Source organism: Photorhabdus aegyptia, from assembly GCF_000612035.1.
Taxonomy (GTDB): domain Bacteria; phylum Pseudomonadota; class Gammaproteobacteria; order Enterobacterales; family Enterobacteriaceae; genus Photorhabdus; species Photorhabdus akhurstii.
This window is the reverse complement of record NZ_JFGV01000025.1, coordinates 48476-64580: the sequence shown is the minus strand read 5'-3', so window position 1 is coordinate 64580 and position 16105 is coordinate 48476. Positions and strand designations below refer to the sequence as shown.

Below are 16105 nucleotides of genomic sequence, written 5' to 3'. Positions count from 1 at the left end.
GTACTTCCTTGGGGGCGTTGCCAGCATTCCTGATGCCAGAGAAGCGCGGTTTTTTCTTGAGCTCCGGCTAATGAGATCCTGAAATCATCTCGCTCTGTCATTCCCAACGGGAAGCTTTGATACCCTTCTAGCAGCTCGATAATAGCATCATCATTGAGCGGTTCACCAACCATATCACTGACGGGAGGGATGTCCGCTCCTTCTGGATAAAGCTGAATGGCCCCTACACAGTCCCTTCCCACACTAGCCAATAGATCAAAAGGATGCTTGCTTTGTATCTTGAACTGAGCCTGTATCCTGGCAATAACCGCATCAGAATCTGGTAATAAGTTATCGAAGAAATTAAATACCTCTTTGCCTCTATGCCGTTGGGTGCTAAGAGGGATTGAAAGTGAAATGGCACGAGCGCCATTCAGGAGCAACCACTCATCTTTGTACTGAAATGACATCGCACCAGTGCCATCACGAAATAGCGTTCCTACCTCAAAACCATTAAGCGCAACCGTCAACGCCTTCATCGATTACCACTCCTCTTTCCAACCGGTGCTCGTTCTTTGTGAATTCCCGCGCTCTGATACATGGAGCTCCAGTTCCAACGCTGAGAGTAACTTGAACAAGGTTTCCATCTTACTGCCCTCTGGATACTTCTCGAATCCCGATACAGTGCTCTGTTTAATACCGACCCGATCAGCCGTTTCCCGCTGAGTCAATTTGCTTTTTTTGCGGGCCTCTCTCATTGCGAGTGCGAGCATTGCTGGTGATGTGATCTTCATAATTATCCCCTATGACGGATAAATACAAAATATACCCTGTAGAGGATAAATTCAAGTTTATCCCCTATAAAGGATAAGAAAAAATATCCCCTGAAAGGGATATATCGACTATTTGAAGAGAAGGTAAACCTGACCCACGCTACCGCAGGTCAGGCACATCACTGTGATCCTCCTTTATAGAAAGGAGAACAATCATTACTCACGCTTTGGACAATCAATCACGTCGAAATTTTTGCTGTAGCAAATGTACAATTCATCACTATTGATCTGAATAGTTTTTCCCTTCAATGATGGGTTATTTTTCTGGAGGAACTTAATTAATTGTTCATTAGATGGACGATTACTCGGCAATACCAACTCATCGAACAGCTCCTGCTGTTTACTGAAAAATTGATCTGGCGTTGCAAACGCGCAAACACCATGTTTTTCCCACTCGCCTTGCAACAGATCTGCCCCGGGAGAAGCGCACAGATAAGGTTCAATCACCTGATAATCCAGTTGTGGCAAATCCCCTTTGCAAAGACGTGGATGTTTGCGAACATCAGACCAATCACGGCACTGCGCCATTGATTTACCGTTGCAGGTTTGCGCCCATAAGCCGTGAATGACCCAACTAAATTTGTTTTCGGAGAAGCATTGCAATTCAAACTTTTCATATTCACGCTGCGCCTCAGCAAGTTTGTTACTACTTTTCAGTTTGTTAATATTCTTTTCTTTGCTCTTACAAAATGCTGGAGAATAACTAATAGCCAATTTGAAGTAATCTGTCGATGCGGTTGCATTCTGACCATAACGGTCATTTTTGGCAATGAAGTCATAATTTTTCAGCGGAGTAGCAGGTAATAAACAAAACTGCCCCCCTTCCAATGTTGATCGAAACTCTAACGAGTCAGTCACTTCTGTTACTTCTGGTTGCTTTGCACAGCCAACAATTAGTAAAACGAATATTGCTGATAATAAATTAAAAAAACGCATCTTAATTCCTTATGGGAAATGATTTCCCTATTGATGGTAAGCAAATAAAAACCTGCCCAAATCAGGGCAGGCGTAGGACAGTTAAAATTATTTTTTTTCAGTTAGATCAATTTGATATACCGCAAAACCGATATCATCATTTGCCAAATATTTCATCGGGTATTGAGAAAATGCTTTGATAAACTTCGCCGCTTTCTCACTTGGAGACGTTTCAAAACGGATATCCAGTTGCTTATCAGTTTTGATTGGCATAATCGACCAATTATTCTCAGCGTTAGTCTCTACCATCCCTTTCTGTTTAGACATTTTGACAATGTAAGCCGCCAAAATAGCGCGGTTCTCATCCGGTGAAGCGAATGCGATGTGATCTTCGCCTGTGCCGGCAAATTTACCGCCATAGGCGCGGTAGTTATTGGTAGCAATGAGAAATTTAGCTTGAGGATCGATCGGTTTGCCCTGGTAAGTCAGCTCCTTGATACGGTTCGCCCCTTGATTGATGATCTGGCAATCAACGTCATATTTAGCCGGCTGAGTCAGATCAATCTTATAATTCACACCACTGATCATGTCGAAGTTATAAGTACGGAAACCGCTCCAGTTCAACAGATACTGCGGCTGAGTTGAATTTGGATCAATCTGGTTATACATGCCGGCCGAACACTCCAGCCATTCAATCACATCAGCGCCGGTAACCTTCACAACAGCCAGTGTATTGGAATAGAGATACAAATCTGCGGCATTGCGGAAGGTTAAATCGCCTTTTTCAACTTCAACAAACTCCGCGGGCGCATTTTTACGTCCACCCACTTTGAACGGCGCTGCGGCGGCCAGAACCGGAATATCCGCTAAATCAGGATCACCCTGAATAAATTGCCGAGCGTAATCTGCTTGTGCATCATTCACGATTTGCACTGTCGGGTCACTTTGAATCAAAGCCAAATAGCTATACATATTGGCGGAAGCTTTACCAATAAATTTACCCACAAAGCTCTGTGTTCCCTGATGAGCTTGATAGACAATGTGCGCCAACTCATTATCGCGCTCAACCAGTGCCTTTTTATTCACTTTGTCATAAATCGGGCGCGCTTCCGCTGTTGCCTGCGTCACTTTCCATGTCCCGCCCTCGTTGTCGATAACCATATCAACAACGCCTAAATGATCACCCCATTGGCCGGGCATAACGGCCGGAATACCGTTAACCGTACCTTTGGCAACATCAACGCCTTTAATGTCTGCAAATTCTTCACTTGGGAACACCCCGTGCGAGTGACCAAACATAATCGCATCAATGCCTTTAACTTCACTCAGGTAATAAACCGAATTCTCAGCCATTGCCTTATAAGGCTCCTTGGAAAAACCGGAGTGAGGAATAGCAATAATCAAATCTGCCCCCGCTTTTTTCATTTGAGGAACAAATTTTTTCGCGGTTTCAGTAATATCGTTAACGACCACTTTTCCATCCAGATTGACCTTATCCCAGATAACAATCTGTGGCGGTACAAAGCCGATATAGCCGATCTTAATGGTATGGTTTTTACCCTCCCGGTCTTTCACCGGCGTATCAACAATAATATAGGGGGTGAAATAGTTCTTACCGGTTTTCGCGTCCATGATGTTGGCATTGATATAGGGGAACTTCGCGCCAGCAATGGCTTTTTTCAGATAATCCAAACCAAAGTTAAACTCGTGATTACCAAAGTTACCCACGGTATAACCCATTGTATTCATTAACTGATGTGCTGGATGAGACTCCCCTTTTTTAAGGCCCTTTGCCGCCACGTAATCCGCCAGTGGACTACCTTGAATCAAGTCACCGTTATCGACCAAGATGGTGTTGGAAGCTTCCGCTTTAGCTGCTTTAATTAAACTCGCTGTGCGTACCAAACCAAATTGTTCCGTAGGCTTATTCTTAAAATAATCAAAATCAATCAGGTTACTGTGAACATCAGATGTTTCCATTACCCGCAAATCAACTGTTGCAGCATGGACATTACATGCGACCAATAAGGTTAATGTGGAGACTTTCAACACATTGTTAACCATTTCACACCTCTTTTTTAGGCTAGTTTAGAGAAACTAAAATCAGTTCTCTTATCACTGTCAACTTATAAGTACAGACAAGTTCTCGTTTCCAGAACCATCTGTTTTTTATTTTCATAAGCTGGATTGTCGCTGTTTATATCATCATATGCGGTTTCAACGAACAAACGCAGGCTATTGTACTGAGAAATTGTTAAACGTTTATCTCAACCAACGAGATAACTCTGTTTTTTTATAGTTAGGGCCTTTTCATTTTTAACACGCAAAAAGTTATCCGCACATACCACTTTGCCAGGATCTCACTTCTCCTTTTTGCTACTAACACGATAAAATCTGCTCTCCAACCACCTGTAACAGTGTTCCATTTCAATTAAGTCAGAATAAAATATCTATAATGCTCTATATTTAATTATTAGCTTTATTTCTGAACAAAAATCTCGCTATTCTGTTTAACCAGGTAAAATATTCAGGCTAATAAATACCACTCATAATATTACTGTATAAAATAAGATTACTAACAAATTGAAAATATTTTTAAGCAATTAATTATTACCCATATTAGGTCTACTTATATAAATTCTTACGGCATTTAATTGTAAAGCAATTGTTAATTTACATCAAAATAACTGAAAACTTTTAGTTAAAAAAGTTACTTTATTAACATTTCAATTTTTCGACGTGATTTTTAGCCATGAAATCTATTGCAACTATATAATAAATAAAACAAAAATTATTTTCGTGATAAAATGCACAATTATATCGTTAAATACACAGATAATTACAATTATTTGTGATAATAATCACATTGTCAGGTAACTTGATCTTTTTAATTGAATTTTATTAATTACCTTATTCATGAAAAAATTATTTAACAGATTAAAACTTTAATAATTATATTTAATATAAATTAATTTTAACTATAAAATAATAAGATATTAAAAGCATAAAAAAACAATGTTATTTATTTCACATAAAAACAATCTAAAAAATTAATTTTTATTATTTTTACGTAAAAAACAAATCTATATCCAAGATATTATAAAAATAAAAAATTCATTTTATTAATTAAACTTAAAATTTAAAAAACACAATTAAAGACAAAAAACAAAATTAAAAAAATAAATTTACAAATAAAATTCAGAATAATATCATCATATTGATATAAAAGAAAAAAAGTATAAAATCTATTTTTAGCATTATATTTATTCAATAGATTTAGCTACACTAAATTCCTATAAATGACTTTTCTACTCAGCATGACACATTCATCAATGTCGCCACCATCTCACTCAATTCAGCAATGAAGAGAAAATAAAAAAATTTATGTCAGCCACTTGACCAGAAACAACAATTACATTAATTTTATTTAACATTATAAGAAACATCATTAAACTTTATCATTTCAGCACTCCAGTAGAGCCGAAAGAACTTAGAATAAGTTTATAGTAATAATTAATTAGCTAGAACTAGCGTTAACTATTCATTCATTTTAAAGAGGTTTTAAGGTTAGTCGCTGATATCAAAACAAAAAATATAAAATAATCTAACATTTTCAAGCATTTTTTCTCATCAGGATTACTGAGGATTTCCTGACAAGTTGATAACACCTCTACCGTCTTTATTCATCACCATTAACCCTAAAATAATCAAAACATTATGATGGAGGTAACTGCAAATGAAATGGTATGTCAAGGAAGCCCTCGAAATTAATCAGGCTATACCATACAAGGAATCAATCAATATCGAAGCGGGTTTTGGACCAACAGGACTGCCACACATAGGAACCCTTTGTGAAATCCTCCGTGCCAATCTCATCAAAACCGAATTGGAGAAAGCAGGCAGAACAGTTAATTTTTATCTCATTTCAGATGATTTGGACCCTTTCAGAAAAGTGCCTTTGAATATTCCAAATGCTGAAACATTAACACCTTATCTAGGCCAACCGATAAGTAAGGTGCCGGACCCTTTCGGCAATTTTCCGTCATTCTCTGAAATGGCGGAATATCAACTCATGAAGCTCGCCGCAGAATATGAAATAGAGTGTCAACTAGTCCGAAACTCTTTAGCCTATCAAAATGGCGATTACAATGACGGAATCAAACTATTTCTGCAAAATTTCGCAGTAATAAACCAAATATGCAAGGAATCAACGGGAGATTTAAGACAAAGAACCTACAGCATGATCATGCCCATTTCTGAAAGAACTGGTGCGGTACTTGAGCATATCACAGTCACAGGCGTGAACCCTGAGTCAGGAGAAATAACCTATTACATACCTGGTGATGAAGTCATTAATAAACCCGGTTATGAATATGGCGTAGAAATTCGGGAATTCTATAAAAATGAGATATTAGATCAAGAGCAAACTATTTCGGTACTAAACGGTAAATCTAAACTTCAATGGAAAGCAGACTGGGGTATGCGCCTCCTTGCCAGGAACATTCATTTTGAAATGCATGGTGAAGATCTGCTGGCTTCCGCCGCCGTTGCTCGCCAGATCGCGGGAGCATTAAACAGGCCAATTCCACGTTTTTACAAATATGGGCTTTTCCTCGATGATTCAGGTAAAAAAATATCGAAGTCGAAAGGAAATAGTTTCTCTTTGGATGATATTCGCCATCTGCTGACACGAGACGCAATTCGCACTTACCTCTCAAAAGAGCCACAGAGATCGTCTAAATTTTATGTCGCGCTGGCGCCACATCTCAATGATCAAGTGAATATTTCGCAAAAAGATAGAAAACGATTATCTTTTTCTAAGATAGCAAGAATATTACACGCTTCAAAACCAGCGAGTAAACTCGCGGCTGAAAACTTTTTAAATCGCTATAAAAAACCGGGAGAATCCATTTCAGATCAGGAATTGGAAATAAGTTATCATTATTATATCAGGACATGTAAACACGGAAATCAAGGATTACAAAGCATTAAAGAAGAAAAGTATTTCTCAGCCATTGCCAACTTAATAAGTACAGGAGAAATATCCACTAAAGATCAACTTTTCCAGCGTATAATCAGTACATATGAAGACCATTTTTCAGATGATGAACCATCCCAAATATGGTCTCTGCTCTATCGAGGATTATTTGGCGATACCAAAGGCCCACGAATTAAAACATGGTTAGATTTAAATTGCATGCAGCATATTCTAACCCATTTTAACAATCCATATAAAAACCCATCCCCAAAAAATGAGGAGAATATCGTTAATAACGAAATTAATAGACATCAAAAAGAGAGATTAATAAACAATAGCATCGAGGAGGACCAAATATATATGACTAAGTTATACAGTAAAATTAACTTCACCGAAATCAGAAAAAAATGTGATGAACTTTCCTCAGCTTTACAGAAGAATCGCGAGGCGCTAGTTGAAGCACTCTCTGGCTATCAATGTAAAAACGTCACCGAAGATGAAATTCTCCGTTCAATAGACGTCTTGAATAATATTGAGAACAACAGAGCGTATTTCAAAAAGAAAATTTATGGTGTGACATCATTCCTCCCACTTAATCAACCCATTTACGCTTCGGTATGTTTTGGTTTTATCCCTTCACTGATGGCAGAAAACGTGTGCATACGCCCCCCAACAGCAATGCACATACATTACAAAAAACTTGAGGAGGTGATTAATTTATCCGAATTTTCTCCGACATTATCTATTTCTTATGAAGATAAAGAGTTATTTTTAAGTCAACGAGTAAAAATAACGGACGCGGTAATCTTTACGGGAACGCCAGAGAATGCTCTCAAAGTCCGTAAACATTTTAGAAAAAATACCTTATTTATTCTTAATGGCGCCGGTCATAATCCACTTATTATCTCAAAAGATGCGGACATTAATCTGGCCGTTGAAAGTGCAAAACGAGTCGTTCTTTACAATCAAGGGCAGGATTGCGCGGGTCCAAATGCTATATTAGTACACAATGATATATACGATTTATTCAAGCAACGATTAATCTCTGACTTGAAGAATATTGAAGATAGAGTTGGACCTTATAGTGACTATAAAAATATCGTCGGCCCCAATAGCGATATCGATCACAGTATAAAAATTGCTTCAGTATTTAAAGTAAATAGACCCTACTGCACCTATGGAGGAGAAGTTAATCCCATCAATGGCATGATAAAACCGACAGTTTTCGAGAAAGAATTATCGTTAGGAGGTAATTATAAAGAGTTTTTCGCCCCTGTTTTCTTCTTACAAAGATATTATCAGGATCAAGACCTCATCCATTATTTTTCTGACCCTTTGTATTCAGCTAATGCCATGTATATATCTTTGTTTGGCACCAGTGACTATATCCATCATCAACTCAGTGAACGCCTTCACCTGCCAGATAGTATTCTTAATAATACTGACTTACATCTGGAAGAACACGGTTATCTTCCCTATGGTGGTCAAGGCCCGGCGGCTTCATGCCTTTGGTATGAAGGTAATCGGATTAGCGGCAGTACATTGCCACAGCGTGATATATACCACTATTTAATTGAACCCTTTGATCCCCTTCCCACGCCAAAAGGTGAAAAACGTCACTGCGTTCAAGCGGGAATTTAAACTACTCCGGTGAATCTTCACTTCAACGGATGACCTGACCGCGCCGTACTTTCCACAAATAAGCACGGCGTGTCTTAGCTAGCGCTTAATATAATCACGAAACCATCAATCAAGATAATTGACACAATATACTAGGGCTTATCCCTGTGATTCGCTATCATGCTACCTTATGTTGGTCATGCTCACCGATTCATTGAGCAAAAATATGGGGTAATTTTATGTTGTGGTTCAAAAATTTAATGATTTACCGTTTAAACCGGGAAATTTCACTTTCTGCGGATGAACTGGAAAAACAATTGAGTCCGTTAGCATTCACCCCATGTGGTAGTCAAGATATGGCGAAAACAGGTTGGGTGCCGCCAATGGGTTCACACAGTGACGCCTTCACCCATGCCGCGAATAATCAAATTCTGATTTGCGCCCGTAAAGAAGAAAAGATGTTGCCTTCACCTGTTATCAAACAAGCACTACAGGCAAAAATTGAAAAACTGGAAGGAGAACAACATCGCAAACTTAAAAAAACAGAGAAAGACTCTCTGAAAGATGAAATATTGCATACTCTGCTACCACGGGCATTTAGCCGATTCAGCCAAACTTATATTTGGATCGATATCGCCAATAATCTGATCGTTGTTGACGCTGCCAGTGCTAAACGGGCCGAAGATAATTTGGCATTATTGAGAAAAAGCCTGGGTTCTTTACCTGTCGTTCCCCTGACATTTAAAGACCCAATAGAATTAACCCTGACAGAATGGGTACGTTCCGGTGATCTGCCAGCAGGTTTTGCTTTAATGGATGAAGCCGAATTAAAAGCTATTCTGGAAGAAGGCGGCGTGATCCGTTGTAAAAAACAAGATTTGGTTTCTGATGAAATCGCTACTCATATAGAAGCTGGCAAATGTGTCACCAAATTAGCGCTCGATTGGGAAGAGCGTATTCAATTTATGTTGTCAGATGATGGCGCTTTCAAGCGCATAAAATTCAGTGATACTCTGCGTGAACAAAATGATGACATTGATCGGGAAGATTTTGCCCAACGGTTTGATGCTGACTTTATTCTAATGACCGGCGAATTGAGTGCGCTGATTAAAAGCACCATTGAAGCGCTGGGTGGTGAAGCGGAAAAATAACCTCAATTTTTAATACTATTTGCCGCTTTGAACTATTTTTCAAAGCGGTATTTTATGCCTTCCTCAATTCAAGGCCAGATATTTTTTAAAAAGATCCCCTTTTCATACTACCAGCAATATCTTCTTTAATTTACTCTGAAAAAATCATTTGGAGAACAATCAATTCAAAATTGGAAAGTAAGCCATCGCACTAATCAACGAAATAAAGGAAGCACGTAACGTTATTTCAGCAAAAAACGCCATCCATCCTAGTACAATACGAAGCTACCGCAAAAGTTAACCTTTATCAGCTAAGATCTATGTTCCCATGCCAAGCGTATATCCTCCATAACTCCATATTGATTTATCCGTTTAACCACGCTTATCTCTATAAAAAATTATAGTAAACAATATTATTAAATGTAACATGCAACTAAAGTTATATTATTCACCGATAATTTATCAAAAGTAGTTTTTTTAATTGTTATTAAAATATATACAACAATTTTAATTTTTTTATGGCAATATTGTTTTGACAATAAACAAACTTTAATATAAAAATAAATAATTACATGAAGTTACATTACTATTATATATCGAAATACAACTCTCATTTTAGTCAAAAACGTCTTAATTCTCCCTCATCTAACACAGGCAGGATATCTTGACGAAAAACTTGAGTTTATCCTCAATCTGACACAGGTAAAAACAGATGAATAAAAAATTTCATGAGGCAAATCGTTTATCGTGGAATGCCGCTACTGTTGCCCATAATAGTCATAAAGGTGATCAAGCCGCTTTTTTCAGGCAAGGCGGCAACACACTCTATCCAGAGGAACTATCACTACTAGGTGATATAAAAGATCTAAATATCTTACACCTGCAATGTAATTCTGGTCAGGATACTTTAAGTCTGGTGAAATATGGTGCCAATGTAACTGGGGTTGATATTTCTGATGAAGCAATTAATTTCGCCCGTCAGCTATCCAGCGATAGTGGCATTCCGGCCCTATTCCACCGAGCTGATATTTTTGATTGGATGGAACAAGCCATTACAGAAAATTTGAAATTTGATCGGATTTTCTGTTCTTATGGTGTATTAGTTTGGATTTCTGACCTAAAAAACTGGGCCCGACTTATTTCACAATTATTAACACCAGAGGGAAAATTTGTATTGATTGAATTTCATCCGTTCTCCCTCTATTTTAATGCGCAATGGAAGCCTCATTATGACTATTTCAGGGAAGGCGCAGTCATTGATGAAGGCGGAGTTCACGATTATGTCGCTAAATCCGTCGAAACCCTCTATCCAGATGAAGTGATAGAAGAAGGTGTTAAAGATTTCCAGAACCCTCACTATACTTATGAATTTTACTGGGGAATCAATGAAGTACTCAATGCTCTGATACAAGCAGGATTACGAATTGAACAGTTCAATGAATACCCTTACTCAAATGGATGGAGTGGATTTGAAGGCATGCGTAATATCGGTGGCGGAAAAATGGTACAGCCGGAAGGAATGCCTCGTATGCCATTAATGTATGGTGTGCTTGCAGGGAAATAATCAGACAACCCTCGTAACAATCGCCAGTCTGTTGCTCAGTATCACCTTACTGGCGATAATACCGACGCATTCCAAAACTAAATAACAGAATTAAAGCTATTTACCGTAATCCTACAAATCCAATTAGGTATTCAATGAATTCAGCGAAAAAAGGCTATCAACCTCCTTTCTCAATTACAGCTAAAATGATCCAATTAGTTGCCGAAATCAGTGAGAATATCGGGCGATTAAGCACAGAGCAGGAACAAATAAAAGCTTTGCGATTGAGACGAATCAATCGGATACGTACAATTCACGGTTCACTGGCAATTGAAGGTAACTTACTTGATGCAAGCCAAATCACAGCCATTATTGAAGGCAAGCGAGTTATTGCACCGATCAGTGAAATACAAGAAGCACGTAACGCTATCTTGGCTTACGAAAAACTCAACTATTGGCATTTCACATCAGAGCAAAACTTACTGGAAGCCCATTATGTTCTAATGAAGGGATTGCTAGATAATGCCGGCAGTTATCGACACAGCGGCGTCGGGGTGATGGATGGAGAAAAAGTCATTCATATGGCTCCACAGGCAAACCGGATTCCAAAGCTGATGGGTAATCTTTTTCACTGGTTAGGCTCTACTGATATTCACCCACTTATTGCCAGTTGCATTTTCCATTATGAATTTGAATTCATTCATCCATTTGCCGATGGAAACGGCAGAATGGGCCGGTTATGGCAAACATTAATCTTAAACCACTGGAACCCTTTATTTGAATTTATCCCCGTTGAAAGCCTGGTTTATGAACATCAAGCTCATTACTATCAGGCAATTAATCTCAGTAGCCAACTCGTTGATTGTGCCCCATTTATTGAGTTTATGCTGCACATGATCCGTGATGCAATTCTGACATCTACCCATCAGGCTACCCATCAGGCTACCCATCAGGCTACCCAACAAGTTAAACAACTGATTATGGTATTGAAAGGGGAAATGAACCGTGGGCAACTGCAATCAGCCCTTGGATTAAAAGATCGTAATTCATTCCGTCAGCGCTATTTGCAACCCGCACTGGCAGCAGGATTAATTGAAATGAGCCATCCAGAAAAACCGAGCAGCCCATTACAGCGCTATCGCTTGACGGAGAGAGGGGTAGATTTAAAAGCTCACCACAAATAATGAGAACTCATTAAGTGGACATGAATATCATAACTATAGTGCTTTAATGTCCACTTAAAATAACTATAATCAGGTGAACATCAAAACCACAAATACCTAGAGTTGTTGTCTACTCATGGATAGATCTACCGCACTTAAACGTTTTATCGGCTGGGACAAAAAGGGCGATATGTCTTCACCCTTACCGATCTCAGAAAAATCTTTCCTGAAGATAACCCCAAGACACTCTAGGCGGGCTTAAATCGTCTGGTTAAAGAATCGATGCTTTCACGACCTGTACGCGGGATTTATCTGTTTAACTTTGCTCATAGCCACGATAGTTACGCCATTGAACATATTGCCAAAGCTCTACGACGTGGTGAATACAATTACATTAGCCTTGAATCAGCACTAAGTGAATATGGCGTTATTTCACAGATCCTGATCGATAGGCTCACCGTAATGACAACAGGCCGGAAAGGTCTTTATCACACGCCACTGGGTACCATCGAATTCACTCATACCAAACGCCAACAGGAAGATATCTTAGCGATCTGGCGAACGGAACTTCATTAAAACAAAGTACCGGATAAAAAATCAGCACTTTGTCAATAATCTGAGAGCAACCACCAGGTTGCTCTTACCAGCATGTGAGTGAATTCAACCGGCCTGAAAAACAAATCGTCCGCCTAAAACAGCAGCATAGCGATTGAGTGTTCCCAACTGAGGATCAACCTCCCCTCTTTCCAGTCGGCTGATATTCTGTTTCTGGGTTCCCATCCGACAGGCAACATCTTCCTGAGTCATTTTGCAGGCTTTGCGCGCCAGTTTGAGTTGCTGGACAAGAGCCTTGCGAGCCTGAAGATCATCCCATGCCTCCAGCCCTTCAGTTGTTGCCAGGAGCTCAGCCTTAACATCAGACAGCGTAACGAAATCGTAATCATCACTGTTCATTTTCATTCCAGCATCCTCTTTACCACTTTCATTCGTTCCCGGGACAGTTCCAGTGACGTTTTAGGTGTCTTCTGGGTCTTTTTCTGCAAAACATGTACTACAAAAATTTGTCTGCCCGTATGAAAGAAGAAAAATCCACGAGCAATACCTTCACGGGCACTCACTCTCAACTCTTTCAGTCCATTGCCTACATCCCTCACTCTTGGTTCCCTGAGCTCCGGTCCTGAATTTTCGAGTTCCTCCATTGCATCAACAAGCGCGACCTGTAACCCTACAGGAAGTCTTCCTAACTCCTTACGGGCGGCGCCAATTACCGTTACGGTAAATTTCATATCAGCATCCTTGTAATCATATACGATGATTTTACTCCATCAAAACAAAGCAATCAACAATGATTACTTTCAAACATTACTTATCTGATATTCTCCAGTTTGTTTGGTACATAGAGACGTTCACGGGCCCAGATAACCTCGGGTGTATCCCGAACAATCTTTTTATCCAGAATAATCTTATAAATTTATTGAATACACGAATTATTAACGCTGAGTAAAGCCGAATTTAATAATACACCTTAATTTTAGCCGTATTTATTAAATAGTTTAATTCAATAAAATCATAATACATATTAAAAATATATATCACCTTACAACCAAGCAAAAACAATTACTATTAATTCCGAATCAACCTTATTCCAATAAATTATTCACCATGATTAAACAGGCCCTTATAAGAGCCTGTTTAACTTTACTCTCCAATTATTAACGGGAAGAGAAAATAATCTATCCTAATATCTTCATTGCATATATACCCTATAGATTTCAAGATGGATCGCGGCGGCAAGGGAGCGAATCCCCGGGAACATAGATAACTATGTGACCGGGGTGAGTGAGTGCAGCCAACAAAGAGGCAACTTGAAAGATGACGGGTATAAATTAATGATGAATTAGCTCTAACAAATACAGTGTTACCGTTGAAGGTTTCGCGCCTTTATCTACCAACGTTAATTTATTATTAGCTATAGACACATTAATCTGGTCAGTCACCTCTGGTGGCGTGATTTTTTCCAGCGATCCACCTTGTTGAATACGGTACGCTTTAACTTTAAATTTCTTACAACCTATATGATCAATCACCACAGTAACTCCTTGGTCACTATGAGTATAATCGCGAGTTTTAGGTCTCAAAAGAGAATCTTCAGGAAGTTGCTGTACCGGATCTTTTTGCAATACCGCATTATTAGATTGAATGGCTGTCGGATCAACACCACCAAACCATTTATGCCTACTACAGGTATCCGTTAATTGATCTAATGTTCGGCTAGTATCCAAATAGTATTGTCGATATAAATCCGCCGGAACTGGTGGTACACTACCATCAGAAAAGCCCTTATCCACTTTATAATTTGCTGCGAGGATATTAATTTTATTACCTGATTTATTTTCGGCCGCCAAAACCGTTAAGCCGGTTGAAAAATCCTTTTGACCACTTAATATATAAGGGGTTTTTAACATCTTGGCAAAAAGACCAAAAGATTGAGCTGAATAGGTACAGAAATTTCTAACACTTGGGTTGTTAGGATTAGGTTGATCGTTAAATAAACCAAAAGATAAACCATCCCCACGATAATAATGAGCCAAGTCAACTTTGGTATATTGCATATAAATCAATGAAGAAGCGATATATGCCGCGTTTTTAGGACTCTGCACTTTGGTAAATGTATTTCTCGATCCAAAAGGAGTAGAGTTCCACTCAGTACAAATACTCTCAGTCTTAGTAAAATCATAAGTATGCAAACTATTCTGAATGGTATTACCCATATCAATAATGTTTTGCGGGTCTCCAGTATCAACATATCCATGCCAAGAAAAGAAATCTAACGGTACATGGTTATCCCGACAATATCGGAAGAATCCATCGATATAATGTCCTCCTGCATGATTACTAAACGAAATACCTGCACCACCGACTTTAGCATCAGGATCAACCGCCTTAATGACTCTCACTACTTTTTCATATAATTGATAATATTGTTGTGGATTATCAGTATTCCAGAAAAACAGTAAATCAGGCTCATTCCAAATCTCCCAATAGCTTATTTTTCTCGGCAACCCAACACAGGCATAGTCTACACCATAACGATTCACCAAAGCTTTAACTAATGCTGCATAAACATCAAAATCCTCTGGTATTTCATAACCGCCATCAAGTGAACGCCCAATACGAAAAAAGAGTTGTCGCTCAATATTATCTGGGTTCAGATCTGCTTGATTATTCAGAACATCACGCAGATAAGCGTCCGTCATTTCATAATTGGCATCTTTTAATGCAAGATTCACATCATGATTTCTCATTCCGATAGCGGCATTAGGAAAAATACTTCTGACATTTGCAATATCAGCAACCAGCTTTTTAGCCGCGGGTTTATTTTCCTCAGGTACATTGATAATCATTTGATCTTGGTTATTTTTCCTATCCACTTGGAAATAATTATCTATATCCCCAATACCAAAGCCGTCATGGAGCCGAACATGGGTAATTCCCATCTGATTAAATTCATTATCTAAATCCGGGAAACCTGGAGCTATCGACTTAGGAAGACCATTGACACCATTAACAGCTTTAAGACGTGAGTTATACCCTGCTGATAAATCTCGATGATTTTTATTAAATGAAAAAATTTTAGTCATAATACCCTCTATATTAATTAAGAAATTGTATCCCTATAAACCAAAAACAATATCAAAGAATAAATACATTTATCTGGCAACTCAATAACAATAAATGAATGGAAGACCCAGATAATGGTTAAATATCACTTTCAACTACAACTTGAAATTATCCGCTATTACTTTGAATTTATTGCATTAAATAAACAACTACATTAACACAATTATTACTGATAATAAAATTGACCCTATGACTTATTTAACCACAGAATCATTAAAAGAGAAAAAATACATATCAATCAAGAGTGATATTAATAACAATGA

General features: G+C 38.5%; 12 protein-coding genes. 5 read left to right on the top strand and 7 right to left on the bottom strand.

Going from position 1 to position 16105, the window contains the following annotated elements; genetic code table 11:
* From BA1DRAFT_RS09840 to BA1DRAFT_RS09825, 4 genes are all read right to left on the bottom strand, one after another.
* Nucleotides 1-518 (bottom strand): HipA N-terminal domain-containing protein (locus BA1DRAFT_RS09840; protein ID WP_036778378.1); only part of this gene is annotated, 518 nt, incomplete at its 3' end.
* Between the two features lie 3 nt (nt 519-521).
* On the bottom strand, nt 522-773 hold the full coding sequence (locus BA1DRAFT_RS09835; protein WP_036778377.1) for a helix-turn-helix domain-containing protein: 252 nt from the start codon (nt 771-773) through the stop codon (nt 522-524).
* 195 nt (nt 774-968) lie between these two features.
* The gene (locus BA1DRAFT_RS09830) at nt 969-1748 is read right to left on the bottom strand and encodes a ribonuclease T2 family protein (protein ID WP_036778376.1); all 780 of its coding nucleotides are present in this window, start codon (nt 1746-1748) and stop codon (nt 969-971) included.
* Nucleotides 1749-1835: 87 nt separating this feature from the next.
* A complete protein-coding gene (locus tag BA1DRAFT_RS09825; protein ID WP_036778375.1) occupies nt 1836-3791 on the bottom strand; it encodes a bifunctional 2',3'-cyclic-nucleotide 2'-phosphodiesterase/3'-nucleotidase in 1956 nt (651 codons plus the stop codon).
* 1672 nt (nt 3792-5463) lie between these two features.
* On the opposite strand from BA1DRAFT_RS09825, the gene BA1DRAFT_RS09820 reads away from it, so the two are divergent.
* The 5 genes from BA1DRAFT_RS09820 to BA1DRAFT_RS09800 all read left to right on the top strand — a co-directional run bounded on the left by BA1DRAFT_RS09820 (nt 5464) and on the right by BA1DRAFT_RS09800 (nt 12737).
* On the top strand, nt 5464-8346 hold the full coding sequence (locus BA1DRAFT_RS09820) for an aldehyde dehydrogenase family protein (protein WP_051560735.1): 2883 nt from the start codon (nt 5464-5466) through the stop codon (nt 8344-8346).
* Nucleotides 8347-8564: 218 nt separating this feature from the next.
* Nucleotides 8565-9476: a recombination-associated protein RdgC gene (gene rdgC / locus BA1DRAFT_RS09815; RefSeq protein ID WP_036778374.1), complete on the top strand. Its 912-nt coding sequence runs from the start codon at nt 8565-8567 to the stop codon at nt 9474-9476.
* Between the two features lie 691 nt (nt 9477-10167).
* The gene (locus tag BA1DRAFT_RS09810) at nt 10168-11019 is read left to right on the top strand and encodes a class I SAM-dependent methyltransferase (protein WP_036778372.1); all 852 of its coding nucleotides are present in this window, start codon (nt 10168-10170) and stop codon (nt 11017-11019) included.
* Nucleotides 11020-11153: 134 nt separating this feature from the next.
* Complete coding sequence (locus BA1DRAFT_RS09805; RefSeq protein WP_036778370.1) at nt 11154-12182, top strand: Fic family protein; 1029 nt, start codon at nt 11154-11156, stop codon at nt 12180-12182.
* A gap of 261 nt (nt 12183-12443) precedes the next feature.
* Nucleotides 12444-12737, top strand: a complete 294-nt coding sequence (locus BA1DRAFT_RS09800; RefSeq protein WP_072164789.1) for a hypothetical protein — start codon at nt 12444-12446, stop codon at nt 12735-12737.
* Nucleotides 12738-12821: 84 nt separating this feature from the next.
* Here the strand turns inward: BA1DRAFT_RS09800 and BA1DRAFT_RS09795 are convergent, their stop codons facing one another.
* The 3 genes from BA1DRAFT_RS09795 to BA1DRAFT_RS09785 form a co-directional block, all read right to left on the bottom strand.
* On the bottom strand, nt 12822-13115 hold the full coding sequence (locus tag BA1DRAFT_RS09795; protein ID WP_088776123.1) for a helix-turn-helix domain-containing protein: 294 nt from the start codon (nt 13113-13115) through the stop codon (nt 12822-12824).
* A 2-nt stretch (nt 13116-13117) separates the two neighbouring features.
* Complete coding sequence (locus tag BA1DRAFT_RS09790) at nt 13118-13447, bottom strand: type II toxin-antitoxin system RelE/ParE family toxin (protein ID WP_036778366.1); 330 nt, start codon at nt 13445-13447, stop codon at nt 13118-13120.
* Nucleotides 13448-14047: 600 nt separating this feature from the next.
* On the bottom strand, nt 14048-15802 hold the full coding sequence (locus BA1DRAFT_RS09785; protein ID WP_036778364.1) for a GH39 family glycosyl hydrolase: 1755 nt from the start codon (nt 15800-15802) through the stop codon (nt 14048-14050).
* Nucleotides 15803-16105 lie beyond the last annotated feature (303 nt).